The organism is Myxosarcina sp. GI1(2024), assembly GCF_053543375.1.
In genome coordinates this window covers 734,553-754,267 of sequence record NZ_JBKGTY010000003.1, presented here as the reverse complement: position 1 = coordinate 754,267, position 19,715 = coordinate 734,553, and the positions used below count along the sequence as shown (strand labels likewise).

18 protein-coding genes and 1 tRNA gene are annotated in these 19,715 nt (G+C 39.6%); 10 read left to right on the top strand and 9 right to left on the bottom strand.

What is annotated here, in order from left to right; translation table 11 throughout:
• A partial coding sequence (locus tag ACLFKQ_RS17090; RefSeq protein ID WP_448998431.1) for an IS701 family transposase occupies positions 1–1,224 on the top strand: 1,224 nt, incomplete at its 5' end.
• A 694-nt stretch (positions 1,225–1,918) separates the two neighbouring features.
• Here the strand turns inward: ACLFKQ_RS17090 and ACLFKQ_RS17085 are convergent.
• The 3 genes from ACLFKQ_RS17085 to ACLFKQ_RS17075 form a co-directional block, all read right to left on the bottom strand.
• Positions 1,919–1,990: transfer RNA gene (locus ACLFKQ_RS17085), tRNA-Thr, on the bottom strand.
• A gap of 128 nt (positions 1,991–2,118) precedes the next feature.
• Positions 2,119–3,330, bottom strand: a complete 1,212-nt coding sequence (locus tag ACLFKQ_RS17080; protein WP_449001059.1) for a glycosyl transferase — start codon at positions 3,328–3,330, stop codon at positions 2,119–2,121.
• Positions 3,331–3,332: 2 nt separating this feature from the next.
• Complete coding sequence (locus ACLFKQ_RS17075; protein WP_449000962.1) at positions 3,333–4,160, bottom strand: HAD-IIB family hydrolase; 828 nt, start codon at positions 4,158–4,160, stop codon at positions 3,333–3,335.
• A gap of 242 nt (positions 4,161–4,402) precedes the next feature.
• Between ACLFKQ_RS17075 and ACLFKQ_RS17070 the strand changes: the two genes are divergently transcribed.
• The 8 genes from ACLFKQ_RS17070 to ACLFKQ_RS17035 all read left to right on the top strand — a co-directional run bounded on the left by ACLFKQ_RS17070 (position 4,403) and on the right by ACLFKQ_RS17035 (position 13,409).
• Entirely contained in the window at positions 4,403–6,370 is a 1,968-nt protein-coding gene (locus ACLFKQ_RS17070; protein WP_449000961.1) for an alpha-amylase family glycosyl hydrolase, read from the top strand.
• A 266-nt stretch (positions 6,371–6,636) separates the two neighbouring features.
• Positions 6,637–7,077, top strand: a complete 441-nt coding sequence (locus tag ACLFKQ_RS17065) for an Hsp20/alpha crystallin family protein (RefSeq protein ID WP_449000960.1) — start codon at positions 6,637–6,639, stop codon at positions 7,075–7,077.
• Between the two features lie 103 nt (positions 7,078–7,180).
• Positions 7,181–7,618: an Hsp20/alpha crystallin family protein gene (locus tag ACLFKQ_RS17060; RefSeq protein WP_449000959.1), complete on the top strand. Its 438-nt coding sequence runs from the start codon at positions 7,181–7,183 to the stop codon at positions 7,616–7,618.
• Between the two features lie 353 nt (positions 7,619–7,971).
• Positions 7,972–8,976, top strand: a complete 1,005-nt coding sequence (locus tag ACLFKQ_RS17055; protein WP_449000958.1) for a DnaJ C-terminal domain-containing protein — start codon at positions 7,972–7,974, stop codon at positions 8,974–8,976.
• A gap of 151 nt (positions 8,977–9,127) precedes the next feature.
• Positions 9,128–9,547: a hypothetical protein gene (locus tag ACLFKQ_RS17050; protein ID WP_449000957.1), complete on the top strand. Its 420-nt coding sequence runs from the start codon at positions 9,128–9,130 to the stop codon at positions 9,545–9,547.
• A gap of 455 nt (positions 9,548–10,002) precedes the next feature.
• The gene (locus ACLFKQ_RS17045) at positions 10,003–11,748 is read left to right on the top strand and encodes an extracellular solute-binding protein (RefSeq protein ID WP_449001058.1); all 1,746 of its coding nucleotides are present in this window, start codon (positions 10,003–10,005) and stop codon (positions 11,746–11,748) included.
• A gap of 23 nt (positions 11,749–11,771) precedes the next feature.
• Positions 11,772–12,488, top strand: a complete 717-nt coding sequence (locus tag ACLFKQ_RS17040) for a hypothetical protein (protein ID WP_449000956.1) — start codon at positions 11,772–11,774, stop codon at positions 12,486–12,488.
• A 216-nt stretch (positions 12,489–12,704) separates the two neighbouring features.
• Complete coding sequence (locus ACLFKQ_RS17035) at positions 12,705–13,409, top strand: substrate-binding domain-containing protein (RefSeq protein WP_449000955.1); 705 nt, start codon at positions 12,705–12,707, stop codon at positions 13,407–13,409.
• 335 nt (positions 13,410–13,744) lie between these two features.
• Here the strand turns inward: ACLFKQ_RS17035 and ACLFKQ_RS17030 are convergent, their stop codons facing one another.
• The 6 genes from ACLFKQ_RS17030 to ACLFKQ_RS17005 form a co-directional block, all read right to left on the bottom strand.
• Positions 13,745–14,155, bottom strand: a complete 411-nt coding sequence (locus ACLFKQ_RS17030; RefSeq protein ID WP_449000954.1) for an ArsR/SmtB family transcription factor — start codon at positions 14,153–14,155, stop codon at positions 13,745–13,747.
• Positions 14,156–14,275: 120 nt separating this feature from the next.
• Entirely contained in the window at positions 14,276–14,446 is a 171-nt protein-coding gene (locus ACLFKQ_RS17025; protein ID WP_449000953.1) for a metallothionein, read from the bottom strand.
• 142 nt (positions 14,447–14,588) lie between these two features.
• Complete coding sequence (locus ACLFKQ_RS17020) at positions 14,589–14,960, bottom strand: hypothetical protein (RefSeq protein WP_449000952.1); 372 nt, start codon at positions 14,958–14,960, stop codon at positions 14,589–14,591.
• A gap of 161 nt (positions 14,961–15,121) precedes the next feature.
• Positions 15,122–16,075, bottom strand: a complete 954-nt coding sequence (gene secF / locus ACLFKQ_RS17015) for a protein translocase subunit SecF (protein ID WP_449000951.1) — start codon at positions 16,073–16,075, stop codon at positions 15,122–15,124.
• Positions 16,076–16,093: 18 nt separating this feature from the next.
• Positions 16,094–17,500, bottom strand: a complete 1,407-nt coding sequence (secD, locus tag ACLFKQ_RS17010) for a protein translocase subunit SecD (RefSeq protein ID WP_449000950.1) — start codon at positions 17,498–17,500, stop codon at positions 16,094–16,096.
• A gap of 284 nt (positions 17,501–17,784) precedes the next feature.
• Positions 17,785–18,420, bottom strand: coding sequence for a TetR family transcriptional regulator (locus ACLFKQ_RS17005; protein WP_449000949.1), 636 nt, complete (start codon positions 18,418–18,420; stop codon positions 17,785–17,787).
• Positions 18,421–18,540: 120 nt separating this feature from the next.
• Here ACLFKQ_RS17005 and ACLFKQ_RS17000 point away from each other — a divergent pair, with 120 nt between their 5' ends.
• Positions 18,541–19,524: a Rieske 2Fe-2S domain-containing protein gene (locus ACLFKQ_RS17000; RefSeq protein ID WP_449000948.1), complete on the top strand. Its 984-nt coding sequence runs from the start codon at positions 18,541–18,543 to the stop codon at positions 19,522–19,524.
• Positions 19,525–19,715: the final 191 nt, after the last annotated feature.

The following is a 19,715-nucleotide window of genomic DNA, read 5'->3' as shown; positions in this document are numbered from 1 at the left end:
AGATGGTGTCAAAAGTTTGATGATTTACTGAGAACTAAAGCGCAAAAAAGGGAATTCAGACATTATTTAGGAGGATTATTAGGGGAAAGTGAGCGAAAAAATGTATCTCAAATGGCTAAAGACGCAGTAGAGGTCACATACCACAAATTACACCATTTCTTAACTGAAGCAACTTGGTCAGCGAACAAGATAAATGAACGTCGCTTAGAAGTGATGAACAAGTGTAATCAAACGAGAATCAGTAAGGGATTTAGTCTAATTGTTGATGACTCTGGGCATAGAAAAAGTGGTAACTTTACCGCAGCAGTAGGTCGTCAATATATTGGGGAAATTGGGAAAACAGATAATGGCAATGTTGTAGTAACAACTCATCTATATGATGGCCAAAAAAGCTTACCTTTAGACATAGAACTATATCAACATGGTAATTCGTTGCCCGAAGGAAAGAAAGACAGAGAATTCAAGAAAAAACCCACCTTAGCCTTAGAATTAATCGATAAAAGTTTGAAGAGGGGATATCGACCAGGACTAGTATTAATAGATTCGTCCTATGGTAACAACACAACTGTTTTACTCGAACTGGAAAAAAAGAAATTAAAGTATATAGGAGGAATCGCTAAAAATCGTAATATTTTGGTTAAAACTCCATCAAATCAATTAGAAAAAATCAGAGTAGATGAATATGCTCAATGGTTATCTGATGAGGAATTTAAGGAGATTCAAATCCAGGGTGAAAAACCTAGAACCGTCTGGGTAGCAATAATAGAAGCAGAAATATCAAGGCTAGAAGGAATCAGAAAAATAGCTATCGTCATGAGTGCACCAATCTTTGAAGATGCTGAAGATATTGACTACTTACTCACAAATGTTGAGGGAGAAATAGTAACCGAGCAATGGATAGTTCAAACTTATGCTCAGAGAAACTGGATAGAAGTTTTCTATCGAGAAGCCAAGGGATGGTTAGGATTAAAAGAGTATCAAGTTAGAGATAAGAAGAGTTTGGAAAGACATTTTATTCTAGTTTTTTGTGCCTATACTTTTATCCTTTGGCATAAGCTTACTGGAGGTTTAAGAAGACGTTGGGCGAACAAACCTTTGGAGACATTTCCTGAAGCATTAGAAGCTTTTCGTACAGGTATATCTTATCGTTTTGTCCAATGGTTGAACCAAAATCGCGACGTATTCGTAGCTTATAAAGCTAGTTTGGGCTTTGTTTGGGCTTGATTTTTGTTTAAGTACCGTTATCACAATACCAAATTCATGACTCTGCTATTGAGATGAATGGCAAGGGAGATACCTTTGCTCAATGGCACCGATTTAATTAACGATTTCTTAAAAGAATAAAATAACCAGCAATAGAAAACCGAAGAAAGATAGACTAATTTCGGCAAAAATGGGTAATTCTAAAGGTTTCACTCGATATTCTCCTTATAATAATTCTAAATAGAGTTAGTAGTTTGAGGCAGTGTTTAAACCGATCGCTCTGTTATAGGTTGAGACGAGGTAATTTATGCTTTTTCTGTTGCTAAGGCGATCGCAATTAGTCTGCTTAGTCTTTTTGAGGCAACAATGGTCAGAACAGATCGGCTTTTGTCAATCATGTTAAAAACATTTTAACATAAGTATATATTAGTTAACATTCGAGCTAACGAGCGAATCTTGGCGATTGCATACAGCGGCGTGAAAATAAGTAAATTACAGTTATAGATCTCAATCCTATTAAACGAGCCAACTAAGTCTACTTAGTTAACCCAAACACCGCTATAATTCAAATCACAATAGTCGAGTTGGACGATCGGTAAATCCAAATCCCAGCTAGCATGTTAGATTCTGGAATACTACACTTATTGCTAATATTTTAAATAATTTCTCCATATAAAATAGCTTGAGAATTAGCCCAACTAATTAACAGAGATGAAGCTCTCGACGGGATTTGAACCCGTGATCTCTCCCTTACCAAGGGAGTGCTTTACCCCTAAGCCACGAGAGCACTTATTTGCCTAAACGATTATAACATCTACCACTCAGATAAGTTAAATTTTAGTAGAAGCGAGCGAAATTATGACAGTGTTTCTTCATCTAAGACGAGCGACATTATAGTTCTATAATTTTACTCACTTACTCATTATCGGTTTCAACAGCTCGATATATTTTTCCTAAAATATCGGCATCGGCACTGATAACTCGATTCCAGCTAGGAATAACCGGATTTAGTTGGGGATTTTGCAAAAAAGCGTTTCCTGCCTGAACGATTGATTGAGAAAAAAGCTCGATCGCCTTTTCTTCACTGTGCCGGTCGAGAGTCAAACCATTCACGATCGCATCACTGTAATAGCGTTCTACATAATCGAGAGCGGTGCGATAGTAGCTGGCTTTAATAGTTCTAAAAATTTCTTGGGAAAAGACCTCTCCATTTGTTGCCATTTTACGAAATATCGCCTTGCAGATATCGATCGACATTTTCGACAAACCTCGCTGGCGATCGCTAAAAGAAAGCTCTTGATGTTTGTGATCGTAGGCATTAGCAATATCCACCTGACAAATTTTATTCAGGTGGTAGTTACGATAAACATCGTAAAGCACGCCGATTTCTAACCCCCAGTCATAGGGAATACGAATGGTATTGACTACCTCAGAAACCATCGCAAATTCTCCCGATAAAGCATAGCGAAAGCTGTCGATATAATCTAAAAAGGGATTATCTTCAAACATCTTCTGAAGCGTTCGCACTAGAGGACTGACTAATAGTCGCATTACTCTACCATGCAATTTATTATTAGCCTGACGATAATAATAGCCTTTGCAAAATTTGAATTCGAATACGGGATTGGCTACGGGATAAATAAGTCTGGCTAGTAATTTTCTCTTGTAGGTTAAAATATCGCAATCATGCAAAGCCAAGATCTTACCTATCTTAGAGGATAAAAAATATCCCATACAGTACCAAACATTATATCCTTTGCCACGTTCGCTAGGAGCTAACCTTTCATCTTCTAATAATTGATGGACGGCTTTCATGCGAGGACCATCATTCCACAAAATCTTGTGGTTTTGCGGTAGTCGAGCAAAGTATTTTTTAGCGTACTCGAATTGCTCTTCTGAGGCTCGATCTAATCCGATAATAATTTGGTCTAAATATTTAACCTTAGTTAATTCATCAACGATATTAGCCAAGGCAGAACCTTGCAGTTCTGAGAATAAACATGGAAGCAACAAAGTCATTGGTGAAGTCTGGGAGATATCTAACAGTTCTGCTTCAAGGGATTCCAAAGAACGATTATGGAGATCGTGAAGTGTAGTTATCTCACCATTTTGAAAAAAGTCAGCTATGTTCAACCTCCTGTAAATAAAACATGTATGTTTAAAATATATTTTAAATAAAAATCGATCGCTTCTTGCCAGCCATAGGGACCTGGTTGAGAAGCAAAAAAAACTCGATCGCGTTCTAGCTTGAGATGCTTGTTTTCTTTTGAAGGAATTACCACCGACCAGTCGGCTTGCTCCAGCATGGGAAGATCGTTGTGGCTATCCCCTAGAGCAATAATCTCAACCTCTTCGTGCCAACGTCGAGCATAATAATGTTTTAATTCTGCAAAACAACTCGCCTTGTTAAAATTTCCCATAATATGATGAAATCTACCACCTTTGACACACTGCAATTGTAATTTTGCTAACTGCTCCTCAAATTTGACCAATGTCAGTTGCGTATCGTCCCATAATATTGGCTCTGTCGCTTCCCGCTCCATTGCCTTTTGGGCATCGGCAACTGTGAGTCCCGTCCAGCGCACCAAATCTTCAACTGTAGCTTCGGCAAAACCTTGGTAGTTAAGATTTAACTGTTGTTTGAGCGATCGCAAGTCTTCTAGAAACTGATGCCTGGGAGTTCCTAAATACTTTGTAGATAATTCTTTGTCGTTCTTTGTAGTTTCTGTCTCAGGCTGAAGACCGCAGAGAACTCCACCATTTTCACAGACAAATGGTTCTTGGTTATTCAGTTCGTGGCGAATTGCTAAAATTTCGGCTCTAGTTTTACTAGAATTAAGAACTATCGGAATCTCTCGTTCGTTTAATGCGGCGATCGCAGTTAAGGCAGGAGTGTATTCATAAGTTTGATGGTCTAGCAGCGTTCCATCTAAGTCAGTGACGACAAGATACCTCATGAGTTATTTTGATTTTCATTTGCTCTACCAGATTATAATACGAACGATATTGCGCCACGATTAACGGCAAGTTATCAATTTAGAGAATTTTTGTCGAGCAAACCAGCTTGGCAAAAAGTTTAGTTTTGCTGGGAACGTAGTCAAGTTTCACTCAGCCGAAATTGGCTGTAACCTATCTTGCCAAAATCCCTATCTCAGGCTAAATTGCAGTTTTTGCACTCCCTAGAAAATAACCAAAACCCATGTTTGCTCGGCAAAAAATTAGCTTGACCCAGAAAGAAGTTCCCAACTCTCAAGCCAATCCAGGGACGAAAATTCGCCACTATGAATATCCAGATTACAATCGACCACTATTGGAAATCTCCCCTAAAGTCCGCGATCGAATTTTGGCTCGTCTGTGTTTCCTCTATGGAGAAGCAGAGGCAAAAAAATATTTACCCGAACTGGAGCGAATTTTAAAAGTTTACTACGCTCACAAACCACCAGAAAAAATCGCAGCAGAACGAAATTTTCTTCCGATTAACCGTTTTACAGAAAGAGATATTATCTTAATCACCTATGGCGATCTGGTTCGCAGTAAAAAATCTTCTCCTCTAGCCAGTCTGGTGCATATTTTAGTTTTAGAACAAGTACCGGGCTTTAAGAAGGTGATTAACACTCTGCATATTTTGCCTTTTTTTCCCTATTCTTCAGATCGGGGATTTTCCGTTACTGACTTCCGCACGGTCGATCCCAAGTTAGGTTCTTGGCAGAACATTGCTGAAATTGGTGATTCTTATCAACTGATGTTCGATGCGGTTTGCAACCATACCTCATCTAAAAGTAAGGCTTTCCAAAAATTATTAAATGGCAATCCTGAGTATCAAGATATTGCTACGGTTTATCGTTCTCCCGATGAATTGAGCCTAGAAGATCGTCAGAAGGTAGTTCGTCCTCGTACCAGCGATTTACTAACCAAATTTCAATCCATTAATGGTCCTGTCTGGGTGTGGACGACTTTTTCTGCCGATCAAATCGATTTGAATTATCGCAACCCTAAAGTTTTGCTTTGGGTTTTAGAAACATTGCTGCTATACGTGCGTCGCGGAGCAGATTTAATTCGCCTCGATGCCGTTACCTATCTGTGGGAGATTCCCGGAACTTCCTGCGCTAATTTGAAACAAACTCACGAAACCATCAAATTATTCCGCGATATTTTCAATCTAGTCGCCCCTGGTGTCGCTCTAGTTACGGAAACTAATATTCCTCACCAACAAAATATTGCTTATTTTGGTGACGGCAATGATGAAGCCCAGATGGTCTATAATTTTGCTTTGCCACCGTTAGTGCTGCATACTTTCTATCGCCAAGATAGTACGGCTTTGGCTAAATGGGCTCAACAGTTAGAATATCCTTCCCAGACTTGCACCTATCTCAATATCTTGGATACCCACGATGGTATTGGCTTAATGGGCGTAAAAAATATTCTGTCGACTGAAGAGATTCACTACTTAATTAGTAAAGCCAGAGAACATGGTGCTTTTGTTTCCTATCGTACGGGTGCAGCAGGACGAGAAGAAGCTTATGAAATTAACACTACCTCGTATAGTGCTTTAAATTTGGATGATGGTAGCAAATCACTAGATATCCAAATCAAACGTTTTGTAGCTTCTCGGAGTATCGCTTTAGTACTTAAAGGCGTACCGGGAATTTACTTACATGGCTTGATTGGTACTACTAACGATGTGGATACCGTTCTCAGAACTAAATCCAAACGAGATATCAATCGCCAAGTAATTTCCGAAGCTTCTCTAGATGAAGAATTAAGCTTACCCAATTCTAAATTGGCGCGACTGAGTAAAGCTTTGGGCAAAATACTGGAAATTCGAGTTCGACAGCGTGCCTTTCATCCCCAAGGAGAGCAACAAATTTTGACTCTCTCTTCTCAATGTTTCGTAGTTTTAAGAGTTTCACCCCAAGGTGAAGAACACGTTCTGACCGTAACCAACATTTCCGGTCGCCTCTGTCAGTTAGAAATTCCCCTAAACGAACTATTATTAAACAATTCACAGTCTGCTGCTAGCAATACATCAGAAGATATCTATTGGTACGATGCGATCGGACATAGAGGTTGGAGAGTTGAAGAGCAAAAGATTTCTCTAACCTTACAGCCCTATGATGTTGTTTGGCTGGTTCCTTTTATCGAGTTAGAAAAAAGTATCGAACATTGAGATTTAACTAAAGAGGAGCTAACTCTACGGGGTGGCGCTCGTTGCGGCAGAATAACCTCCGAGCGACACTCTTCATTCATGCTTCAAGATCGATTTTAATAAGGGAAATCTCAACCTCTAGAGGAGATAAAACCGAACCTTGTTTTTTGTCGAGGATCGTATATTAAATATTGTAAGCCTAGTAAATCTTAATACTTACAACCAAGCTTAATTATTTATCCAAATTTTTGTTTTAAAACTTAATAGCTAACAATTTTGGAGGGAACATGGCTTTAATTCGTTGGCAACCCTATTCAGAAATGGACAGCATACAAAGAGAAATTAATCGTCTCTTTGACAGTTTGACTACAGCTACTCAAAAAGAAGGCGATCGCGCAGGTTTTATACCTCCTGCGGAATTGTCAGAAACTCCAGAAGTAGTTCACCTCAAACTAGAAGTTCCAGGGATGGATGCCAAGGATATCGATATCCAAGTTTCTACTCAATCTGTTGCCATCAGTGGGGAACGAAAATCTATATCCAGAACTGATGCCAAGGGGGAAAAACGTAGTGAATTTCGCTATGGTAGTTTTCGCCGTGTAATTCCTTTAAAAGTCCGCATTCAAAACGACAACGTAAGTGCCGAATACAAAGACGGTATTTTGCACTTAACTTTACCTAAAGCCGAATCAGAAAAAACTAAAGTAGTCAAAGTTAATCTCAGCTAGATTACTGCAATTTAGAGCGCAAAATTAGATCGATAAAACCCAAAATTTTCATTTTCTTTGGCTCGAGTTTAAAAATTTACATAGGAATTAGGAGGTAACAATTATGGCTTTAATTCGTTGGGAACCTTTCTCTGAAATGAACGATTTACAAAGAGAAATGAACGACTTGTTTGATAGTTTAGCACCAAAAAGTAATGACAGATTGGCTGGAGGTTTTATTCCTCCTGCTGAGATGGAAGAAACTTCCGAAAAAATTCATCTCAAACTAGAAATTCCAGGTATGGATGCTAAAGATATCGAACTGCAAGTAAGTGCTGATGCTATTTCTATTAGCGGAGAGCGAAAATCTGAAGTTAAAACCGAAGAAAAAGGCATGACTAAAAGTGAATTTCGCTATGGTAGCTTTAGCCGCGTTATTCCTTTACCCACACGCATTGAAAATAACAATGTAAGTGCTGAATATAAAGATGGAATCTTAAATATAACCCTACCTAAAGCTGAAGAAGAGAAAAATAAAGTTGTCAAAGTAAATATTGGCTAGTTTTCTATTCTCCTAGTAATTGAACTTACCAATGTAAATTGAGAAGTTGAATGGAGCGAGTTAGAATTAGGCGATCGGGTTTCTTGAGTCATTATTTAAAACACTTAAAACTCGATCGATTTCTAGCGTTTTAAGTTAAAAATTAAGCCGAACAGAACAGCTATCTTTAAATTCCCATCGACTATCTAAAAAAAGCAATTAAGCAAAAACTAAAGATTATAGCTTTATCTATAATTAGTTATTCTAAGTAAAAAAACTAAAGATGTGAAAAGTAAATAAATAATTGAGATTGGTAAGAAAAATTTTTATTTTTAGATCCTAACTATAGCTACGGTCAGGAGGTGAAAACCAAGGTGCCAGCAACCGATTTTAAAGACTATTATCAAATTTTAGGAGTAAGTAAAACAGCGACTCCAGAAGAAATTAAAAAAGCCTTCCGCAAACTAGCACGAAAATATCATCCCGATCTCAACCCAGGAGATAAGGAAGCAGAACAGCGTTTTAAAGACATTAATGAAGCTCAAGAGGTGCTTTCAGATCCCGAAAAACGTGCGAAATACGACCAATTCGGACAATACTGGAAACAAGCTGCTGCAGGAACTCCACCTGGAGCGGGAATGGGTACCGCAGGAGTCGATTTCGGACAATATGGCAGTTTTGATGACTTTATTAACGAACTTTTAGGACGCTTTGGCGGTGCAGCTACTGGCGGTTCTTCGGGAAGAAGAACTTATACTTATCGCACTGGTACTCCAGAAGGATTTTCGGGATTTGGTGGTTTTGAAGATATGTTTGGCGGTGGTAGTTTTCAAGATATTCCTGCCGCCGATACCGAAGCTAGCATTACCCTTACCTTTGCTGAAGCCTTTAACGGCACTCAAAAACGCCTACGGCTAGATGGAGAAACTATTAAAGTCAGAATTCCACCAGGGGCAAAACCAGGAAGTCGGCTTCGTATTAGAGGTAAAGGACGCATCAGTCCTTACAGCCAGCAACGGGGAGATTTGTATTTAACTATCGAGTTACAACCCCATCCTCTATTTAGGTTTGAAGGGGATAATATTGTGAGTGAAATTCCCATCACTCCTGAAGAAGCGGTATTAGGTGCAGATGTCAAAATTCCCACTACTGAGGGTAGCGCCGTGGTGAAAATTCCACCAGGTGTAGATTCGGGACAATCCTTAAGACTGCGAAATAAAGGATGGCGCAATGGGAAAGGCAAACGTAGCGATCTAATTATCAAACTAAAGATCGTCACTCCCAAAGAATTAACCGCTCAAGAGAGAGAATACTACGAAAAACTTCGTCAGTCTAGTAGTTATAATCCTCGACGCAGTATAGAACAGATGCGGTTGTAAATTCAATGAAATCAATCGATCGCCCGTGCTAGGATCGAAGAAAAGCGATCGCTCGATCGCTTTTCAGCCAGCGGTCTTTCTTAACGGAACTATTAATTAGTCTCAATATTATTAAAATACTCATATATTAGTTAGCTCGAGAGAAAATACCATGAACGACGAAACCAACAAACCTGCTGACACTAAAGAAACAACTATCGTACCCGTCAGTCCAGAAACCGATGCTCTAGTCGAACAAGAAATGGCAGGAGAAAATGACCAAATGAAGGAAGAAACTAAAGCCTTAGTAGAAGCAATTAGAAGACGGGCGCAGTCTGAGATTGAAAATGCCCAAACTTTAACTCAGGATGCTTACCTGAATGCAGTTCGTAGTGCCAAGGAAGCGGTCGAGCAGAACGAACTTCTCGATCCCAAGCGAATCGAACATTCGGTAGAGATTATTCAGAAAGATGCCCAAGAAAACTGGCAAAAAATAGTTGAAGAAATTAGTGGTTTCGGCGATCGCCTTCAAGAAGCTGCCCAGACGGCATGGGATATTTTGATGGGTAAAGATGCTTCTGGCTCGAAATAGTTGTTTGTAGCGCTGGTGAATATCGGCAATACCTCAGTTATTTTTGGTATAGAAGTTTTAATTTTAGAAAAGTTATTTTAACTCAATGGGAGAAGATTCGATATCTTCTCCCATGCCCATTTTTGAGGCGATCGTTTCAGGAAGTTAGTTGGCACATAGCAAGCAATCTCATCGCCTTTGAAATTAGGATTTTTGTCTATCGCTATGCTCGGTGACACGCCAACGAACCTTGCTTACAGTATTTAATTATTCATTAATTTATTACGATAAGCGATCGCCACTGATAGCTAACCTCAAACCGACTATTTAGTTAGGTTAAAATCGTCACAGTATCCAATGTAATTTTGTGTATGCAAGCTGCTTTCAAAGGGGCGCAATTTTTGGCGATTACTTGTGGATTTTGTCAAGTAAAATTAATAATTCTTTACTTTGCTGGTCAGTATACTTGTTATTTTATGGGTATTATAGACTTTTTTTATAAAAAAAATCCAACCACTAAATTAGTTTGCCTGTTAGCTATTTTAGGATTGGCTGCTTGTAGCGATCGCACTTTGGTAACTAACTCTAATAATCAACAGTTAACGGGATTAGAAATTAAGTTCTTAGTCGGAAGTAACCTAGTTGAATTTTGTAGAGAAGCTGCATCTAAGTTTAATGCGACCAATCCCCAACTAGAAGATGGGCAAGACTATTATTTAAACTGTGAAGCTAAAGGCAGTGGCGATGTGGTGCAAAATGTACTTAACCTAGCTCAAAACTTAAAATCCGGGAACCTTTTAGAGGAAGATACTGCTTTTCCAACTTTACTTTCAGTGGACGGGGAAATATATCAAAGCCAGCTAATTTATCAGATGAATAAGTTATTTCCAGGGCAAAACTATATTCCTCAAATTACTGATTCTCCTCTAATCGCCTACAGTCCGATGGTGTTAATGACCACTAAAGAATTAGCATCTGGTTTGGAAAAAGTAAACGACCCCTATGCTGCTTTAGTCGATACTAAAAATCATCAACAATTAGATAGTAACGCTGCAGCCATACCCATTACTTACGTGCATACAGCCCCGACTCGTTCTAATTCTGGCTTGCAAACCTTGGTAGCTCAATTTGCTTCTATAGCCGGAAAAAAACCAGAGGAGTTAACTATAGCAGATGTCGAGGGATATCAAGATCGAGTCAAACAGATTCAAAGTAAAATAACTCGTTACGGCAAGTCTACAAGTTCGTTAGCGCAATCGATGGTAAATAACGGATTATTTTGGGCTTCTGTAGGTTCTGTCTATGAATCTTCTGTAATCGAAGCTAATAGCAATAATAACCATACTACTAATAATCTCAATCAATACCAAGCCGTTTATCCCGAGGCGACATTCAGTTCTAATATCCGGGTGATTTTGCCAGATGCACCTTGGATTAGCGACGCAGAAAGAGCCGCCGCGCGAGAGATAATTGACTATATTCGTACTCCTGAAATTCAGGCAATTGCGGTTAATTTGGGCTTGCGTCCCGGCGTACCTGGGGTAGCATTAGACGATAAGTTTTCGTCGCAGTTTGGTGTCGTTGCCAATCCTCGATACGAATCATATCGAGCGCCAGATCCAGAAGTAGTGGAGTCAATGCTGGAAAGCTGGCAAAATTACGCCAAAAAAGAGTCGCAGATCGTAATTTTAATCGACACTTCTGGTTCGATGGAAGGGGCAAAACTAGCCGCAGTACAGAATACTTTATATAAGTATATTCGCAATTTAGGAACGAAAGAATCCATTGCTTTAATTAGTTTTAATTCGGCGATTGACGAGCCGATAATAGTTGATGGTAGTGCGGCGGGAAAAGAAAAGGGAATTAAGTTTATTGGTAGTTTAAATGCTAGTGGAGGAACGCGGCTATATGACAGCAGCCTCTATGCCCGTAACTGGTTACAAAATAATTTACGTGCCGATGCCATTAATGCCGTTTTAGTTCTAACCGATGGGGAAAATTCACAGTCGAAAATCAATCTTAATATGTTAGAACGAGAATTGGCTAAAACTAATTTTAACTCCGATGCTAGAATTGCCTTTTTTACAGTGGGTTATGGCAATCGAGGAGAATTCAAACCCCAGGTTTTACAGCAAATTGCCAATTTAAATGGTGGTTACTATCGACAAGGAAGTCCCGAAACAATTAATAATTTGATGGCAGATTTACAAGTAGAATTTTAGGTTTATTTTACTATTAAAAAGCGATGAAATTAGCTAATCCCTTACCTTATCCTTTCGCGGTTTTAATCGGGGGAATTACTTTAATTATTGGCGTACGTTTAGTTCGCTTACCGAGCACGATTATGATACCCGTAGCAGCCGCGATCGCAACTGGTGCGGCAATACCTTTTAAACAAAAAGAAAGCGATCGCCCCAAGCTCGATAATCCTAGTTTAAGTAAGGAGTTAGAGCGAGTTCGAGAACGAGCTAATTTACTTGCAAAAAAAGCAGAAGTTTTACGTCATGAAGCCAAACAATTATTGACTGCATCGAGTCAATTAGAATTATATTCTGCTATTGAATATGCTTGCGATCGCGCTTCAGAATTACCCAGTCAAATAGATAGTTTGGCAAGGCGTTTATCTGGTTCGGATTCATTATTGTCCGTCTCGGAATTACAGCAACAGTTAACAGAAGTTAGAGACAAAATACGCAGCAGTTCTGGAGTTGCCAGACGGCAATTACAACAATTGAGTTTGAGTTTAGAAAACAATTTACGTTTGGCGCTTCAGGGAGCGGATGCCCGTCAAGCGCAGGTAGTTTCTCTCGCTACTTTGGTTATAGAATCGGCTGGTATTTTACAAAATTTACAAAATCGCTTGCGCAGTTCTAATTTAGATAATTCAAATGAAATAAATGAATTAAAAAATCTTAGTGAGGAACTAACTAGTATGCAAGAGAGTGTTAATGTTTTGGTTTGAGAATAGCTAGGAAATAATAGGTAAGAATAAATAATTGTAGTTTGTTTGAAACAAATTAAACAACGACCGACAAAAAATTTGCTTACTAGTTGACCAATACCTCGCACCAAAAGTAACTTATATAATTTACGTTTTTATTAAAAATATTATTAAAATGGCTATAGCAGAACAAAAAAAACCTGGATTTCTCTAGGCATAATTTTAGCTTCATTAGGTTTGACTTATATTCCCATACCGGGAAGCGAACAAACAATTGTGGTAGTTAGCGGAACGGAATTGCAAGAACCGTTAGAGGAGTTAGGAACCAAATTCGAGCAAACCCATCCCGCAATCGAGCTTCAACTCGAATTTCAAGGTTTTCAAGATATTATTAATAATTACTTAGATCGCAAAAATGATTTTACTCCTACGGTGATTATTCCAGCTAGTGAAGAGATTTTAGAAGAACTAACAAACCGTTGGCAAGCTACTAATAATAGCCAACCTTTCTATAATACTCCCCAACCAATTGCCAAAACTATTTTAGTAGGAATTGCCTGGGCAGAGAGAGGAAAACTTTTATTTCCCAATAATAACTTTGCCTGGGAACAAATCGAACGAGCTATGGAGAAACGTAACTGGGGTGAAATTGGCGGACAAGCAGACTGGGGAAGTTTTGACTTTGTAATTACCGATCCTACTCGTTCTAATAGCGGTCAATTAACCTTGAGCTTGTGGACGCGAGAACGTAATCACAATGCGCTCGATCCTAGCGTGTTTAATAATGCTTCAACTCAGTCCCTATTTACTTTAATTAAAAATTCCGTATATCAACCGCCTCGTTCTACGGATATTCTATTACAAGAATTTATTTCTCGCGGTGCTAACGATGCCGATGTAGCTATGGTGTACGAAAGCATTGCTTTATATCGTTGGTCGTAAGCCCAAACTACCCAAGGTAAACCATATCAAATTTATTATCCCGATCCCACCATTGAAACTACAGCAACTGCTGCGATCGTCCGTCGAGATGTCAATCGTAAAACTGCCGAAGCAGGTGAAAAGTGGATCGCTTTCCTAAGCGAACCCGAACAATAAGAAGTATTCGTCAAATATGGTTTTCGTCCCCTAATAGACAACCTCGATCTCACAAAAATTACCGATAGTCCTTGGGCGCAAAATATACCAGGTGCGATGGTAGATTATTCTTCAAGAGTAGAACAGCCTCCCGAACCTGCGATTATTGGGGAAATTAAGCGACTGTGGAGTAGGGCGAATTAATCAGTTTCAGCCAAATGTTCCGCTACTGACTGATAGAGATCGAATACGTGATGGTCTAATAAACGATAGTAAACTTTTCTACCTTGTTTGTGATAGCTTACCAGTCGCAGCGATCGCAACGTCCTTAGCTGATGGGATACCGCCGACTCACTCATATTTAGTGTAGCCGCCAGATCGCAAACACATAATTCTTCTTGGGCTAATAGAGATAAAATTCGCAGGCGGTTAGCATCCCCTAGCAAACGGAAAAACTCCGCCATACGCTGTGCTTCTTCGACCTCGATCGCGCCAAGACGAAGTTGTTCGATCCCTTCCGTCTGAAAACTGTGAGACTTTTGACAAGTAGGAACTGATAATGATTCTCTTGCTGACATAAAAAAGCTCGGACTCATTCGATCGACAGTCACAATAGGCAAGGGGTTTTAAAGCTTAACTTTCTCGCCCCTTTACCAACTTTACTCTGTCGTTCTACGGCGGAGTAATCGGTGACTATTCCAGTTGTAGCCTAACAAACAGTCTTGTTTAGATTAGCTGCCACCACAGTGACATTCCTGGTTTTTGCAGCTTGCGTCGTTTATATGACCATTAGCACAGGCTTCACAGCAGTAGTAACGGTCGTCTTTTTTAATCGCAGCTTCTAAGGAAACATCACACTGACAGCGATCGCAAGCACATTTTACTAAGTTGGCAGTAGTCATAACTTTCTCCTTTAAAATAAGCTATTCATATTATATATGAACATACATTCAATCTTTTCTTTTCATAGCCTTCGTACTTCCCCGTTCACTAGGGCAAGCATCTGTGAAATCGTTAAATAACTAAATGTAACTAATTGACGTGCTATTTAGCGATCCATTTCCAGAGAGGATGTTTTTTGCCTACAGCCAGAATTTTTTTAACTCTTGTTTCTAATCGTTTTCTTTCCTTAGTGGGTATCCCCCAAATAATATTTCTACTCTGTCGAACTAGAGCCGAGACAGTAACTCCAACACAAAAAGCCAAACAGAGGGTAGGAACTAAATTAAAGTGAAAAGTATAATATACTGCCGACCAGGTAAAGTAATCAAACCACAAAGCGATCGCCTCCCGCAATTGCCAAATGCCATAAACCCCAAAAGTCAGCCAACAGATTAAAATAAACAGCCAGCGAAAATATATGGTTAGGTTATATAGTCTGTCTACTTGCTGCTGAAATTTAGCTCGATCGCTCATATGCGGTTACGAAATTAATTTGATGATGTAGACAAAAGGGTATAGGGAACAGAAAAAGAAAACTAAAAGATAAAAAAGGGAGTTCACAAACCTTTTCCCTTTACCCCTTGCCCTTTTACCTTTTTTCTGGAATCTAGAGCCTAAAACTTTTTACTTCCTTCCTACTCACTCGATTCAGCGATCGTCATAGGAGTTTTACTTCTACTATTGCGCCACCAACCGAGTAAAGTGCTGGCGACAAAAATACTGGAATATGCCCCTAAGAAAAAGCCAATCATTAATGCCAAAGCAAAATACTTTAGGGTTTGTCCGCCAAACAAGAAAATAGCTAACAATGGTAGTATGGTTGTCAGAGTGGTATTAATCGAACGACTGAGGGTTTGCATGACGGCAAGATCGATAATTTCGCTTATCGGACGATTGGGATTAGCGGCAATGGTTTCGCGAATGCGATCGTAAATTACTACCGTATCGTTTACTGAAAATCCCACGATAGTGAGTAATGCCACTAAGAATAAACTATCTACTTCCAACCCCATTACCAACCCCAAGACGGCAAAAACGCCAGCCGTGATTATAACATCATGAAACAGAGCGGCGATCGCGAACAGGGCATAGTCAAACTGGAAACGAATGCTGAGATAGACAATAATGCCAAAGAAAGCCACGAGCAGGGCGAGAATACCAGACACGAATAATTCTTCCCCAATAGTGGGACCTACAGAGTCGATTTGAATCGTGTCGCGGTTAAACTGCCCAATTCTTTCGCTGAGAGCATCTAGCAAGTCAGTTCTCTGTTCGACATCGAGATTGGGGGTTCTAATCGAGAGTATTTGCTGGTTATCTCCCAATAGCTGAATGCTGCTATTGCCCAGATCTCGCTGGTCGAGAACTTCTCTGACTTCCGCCGTATCGATGGGGCGATCGCAATTATTTTCGACCGCACAATCCCGTTCGATTTGCAGGCGAGTACCGCCAATAAAGTCAATACCAGGACGTATGGGTGCGTTTAAGGTGGTGAAGGAGACAAACATGGCAGCAATGCTAGCGAGAATGGCTACTGCTGAAATTGCCCACCAAAGATTGCGGTTGTTAGTAACACTGAATTTAATCATAGATCGATAAATAGGTTTCTAGCGAGCGAGATCGGGGCAGAATAATTCAGGTTTTTGTCTGACTTTAGGCATACCCAACACTATTAGTAACATTAAGGTTCGGCTACAGGTAACGGCGGTAAACATACTCACTCCTACCCCAATTAGTAGAGTTACGGCAAAACCTTTAACTAAGCCAGAACCCAACCACAGCAACGCCAGGCAGGCGATCGCGGTCGTCACATTACTATCGAGAATACTGGAAAAAGCACGATAAAATCCCGACTCTACACCACGGTATAGAGTTTTACCCGCCCTTAATTCTTCTCTGGTGCGCTCGAAGATTAAAACATTGGCATCTACAGCCATGCCAATACTGAGGATAAAACCGGCAATTCCTGGTAGGGTAAGAGTAACGCCGATTAAAGCATAACAAGCCATCGTCAGCAAACCGTAGACTACTAGAGCGACATCGGCAAGTATTCCGGGCAGACGATAATAGACCCCCATAAATATCAATACCAAGACTAGACCAGCTACTCCGGCAATAATGCTGCGGCGAATACTCGCCTGTCCGAGAGTGGCTCCTACGGTGCGGTTTTCGACAACTTCTACGGGAAATGGTAGAGAACCACCTTTAATTTGAATTGCCAAGTCGCTAGCACTTTCTATGTCAAAATTCCCCGTGATTACGGCTCTACCCCCAGCAATTCCCGTGTCGGCAAATTCTGGACCGACTACTGGGGAACTAATTAATTCATCATCTAAAAATATACCAACACTGCGACCGGTACTAGCTAAATTTTTGGTCAATTCGGCAAACTTTTTACCCCCTTCATCGTCAAAGGTAATCGCTACTTCCCAGCGATTACCAGTAGCATCGGGTTGAGGACGAGCATCTCTGAGATTTGACCCAGTTAAACCTACCGATTGAAATAGTTCGGCGATCGCCTGGTTCGATTGTTGTAAAGATTCTCTAAGTTTATCGATTTGCGCTCGCTCTTCTTCCGTCAGGGACTCTTGGGAACTCAAAATAGCTAGCTGTAGCTGTTGTTGCTGTCTGACCTGAGATTCAGCAGCCAACTCGCCTTCGGTTCCTTGTTTTTGTTCTCTAAACTCTAATTTAGCCGTGCCTTTTAACCGTCTTTCGGCGGTTTGGGGATTGCTTTCTCCTGGTAACTGAACTAAAATTTTATCTTCACCGACAGTTTGTACGGTCGTTTCCGATACCCCAAATTCATTGATGCGATTTTCTAAAACTCTCTGTACGGCTTTGAGGTCTTCAGATTTTATTTCGGTAACTTCTAGAGTTGGTTTGACCCGAATAGTTAACTGCGCCCCACCTCTAAGATCTAAACCCAGTTGCGGCGGAATGGTTATCAAAGTCGCGATCGCTGCCGCTACCAAGACTAAAATTAAAATTATGTATGTTTGTTGTTTTTGCATTTACTCTTACCTGCCCTGGTATCTTTTATACAAAACTCCCGTTTTTTCCCCATCAAACTAGTATATTCTTCTGTAGATGATTTATCTTATGGGCTTTATTAGAGACTGTTCGTAAATTTAAGTTAAGCGAAACTAGTCTGAGGGATAGGCTTGACGCTTCATCAGCTGATTTATTACTGACACTAACCTCTGTGATATATCCTCTGATACTTGGAAATACCAGCTTGTTTACCATGATTTACGAACAGTCTGTCAGGGATGGATAAACACGAATATTATCCTATTCAAGAAGCCTGCATGTGAGGCTCGAGATAAGCGGTTAACAATTCTTTGGTTTGCGCCAAAAGTTTTTGACGATAATGAGTGTTACTTTGAAGTGCTTTAAACATCATTGTATTAAAACATTGCACACAGACATCTGCTAACAGATTACTCCTCTCTTTACTCAAAACAGGATTCATCTTTAAGAGTACACCTGATAAAAGTTTGACAAATTCTTGGGTAAAACTATCGTCAATATGATGAAATAGACTGGGATTAGTAAAATAGTGTACAAAGATAGCTCTAGAAGCAGGATGCTCAAAAAACTCAACGCATCGCTCTACCATCTGGTCTACAAATACTTTTAATGGCAGATTTGCCTTTTCTGGTGCGAAAACATTTTTTCCTAAACTACGTCCTCGTTCAATATGTCTTAGTTCTAGTGCTTGGAAAATAGCTTGTTTATCGGCAAAAAATTGATAAAGCGAACCAACAGCAGTATTAGCACGTTCGGCGATCGCGTGGGTTGTTGCTTCACCATATCCCACTTCTAAAAAAACTTCAGCAGCAGCATCTAAGATATCGTTTACTCTTTGTTTGCTTCTTGCTTGTTTGGGAAAACGACGCATCGAAGTAGCCTTAGGAAAAAAATCACTCATAAAACGCGAACAAAGTTACTTAATAAATCTTTACTCAAAAAATGCGAATAATTTGTCATATTTAAAAGATGAATAATCTGTCACGATTTTACCATTTTTAATTTCAAGTAGGAGAAAATAATGAAACCAGTTTTACCAGGCGCACCTTGGCTGATAGCTCATAAATCTATGTTGGGAGTAAATCAGCCTTATAAAGTGACTCTTAACGGTCAGGATTACGTATTATGGCAAAATGAGATGGGTCAAGTTTCGGCTCTCAATAATGTTTGTCCACATTTACAAGCTCCTCTTGCTAAAGGTTGGGTATGCCAAGAGAGAAACACAATCACCTGTCCTTTTCATGCACTAGAATTTGATGGGCAAGGACATTTCTATAACAACGGCAACAAGAGTAATGCATCTGTAGCTGAAGCTTTAGATTTAGTTATTATTGGCGATCTGATTTGGACTTATGGAGGCTGTGAGCCTAAACTGCCGATACCAAAATTACACGAGCAAGTTGCTGAAGAATATGATTTTATTGGAATTACCGCTCAAAAAAGTATTAAAAGTGATTTTCTCAGAAGTCTGTTAATCAATTACGACCACAACCATCAAAATGGTACTCATCGCGAGATGTTCAAAGTTAAATCCTGTCATGCTGAGTTTGTCGAGAAGAACGGTATTTACGCTCTCGTCACTCAAACGGCTGAATTAGCTGACTATACCCCAGAAGAAATTGCAGCTAACCCCTCTCTTGGTGCATTTCCCAAAGTGATGAATAATTTTTTAGAATATACTTTCCCTTCATCACAGTTTTTCCGTTTAAATACTCCTGACATCAAAACTTATCAGGGGCATATTCTTTATCCTCAGACCGAAAATTCTACCAAAACTTTTATTTTGATGTATGCCAAGTTTTCTAAACCAGAACTAAAAGAAATGCTGCAAGAATCTATGTTACAAACCGCAGCAGTAGTAGTAGAGCAAGATACGAGTTGTTTAGAAAGTTTGTATCCTAAAGCCAAACCAAGAATTCGTCTTAAGAGTGAGGATATTATGTACTATGCTCAAGAACTTTATCAAGGTTGGGAAAATTTGACTGTTGCGGGGTTAACCAACTAATTAACTTTTGCAGCCTTTAACCAAAGGCTGCAAAAATAGCTGATTCGCTCTGATTTGATTTTTCTACAATCAAAGTAAGACAAGCTATTGAGGGAGGGCTGGTTATGGCTAGTGCTCTTAGCTTTTGCATTAATAAATGCTATGATAAGGTTTTTGTTTGTCGACATCAAAGCTACTAGCACCAGAGATTA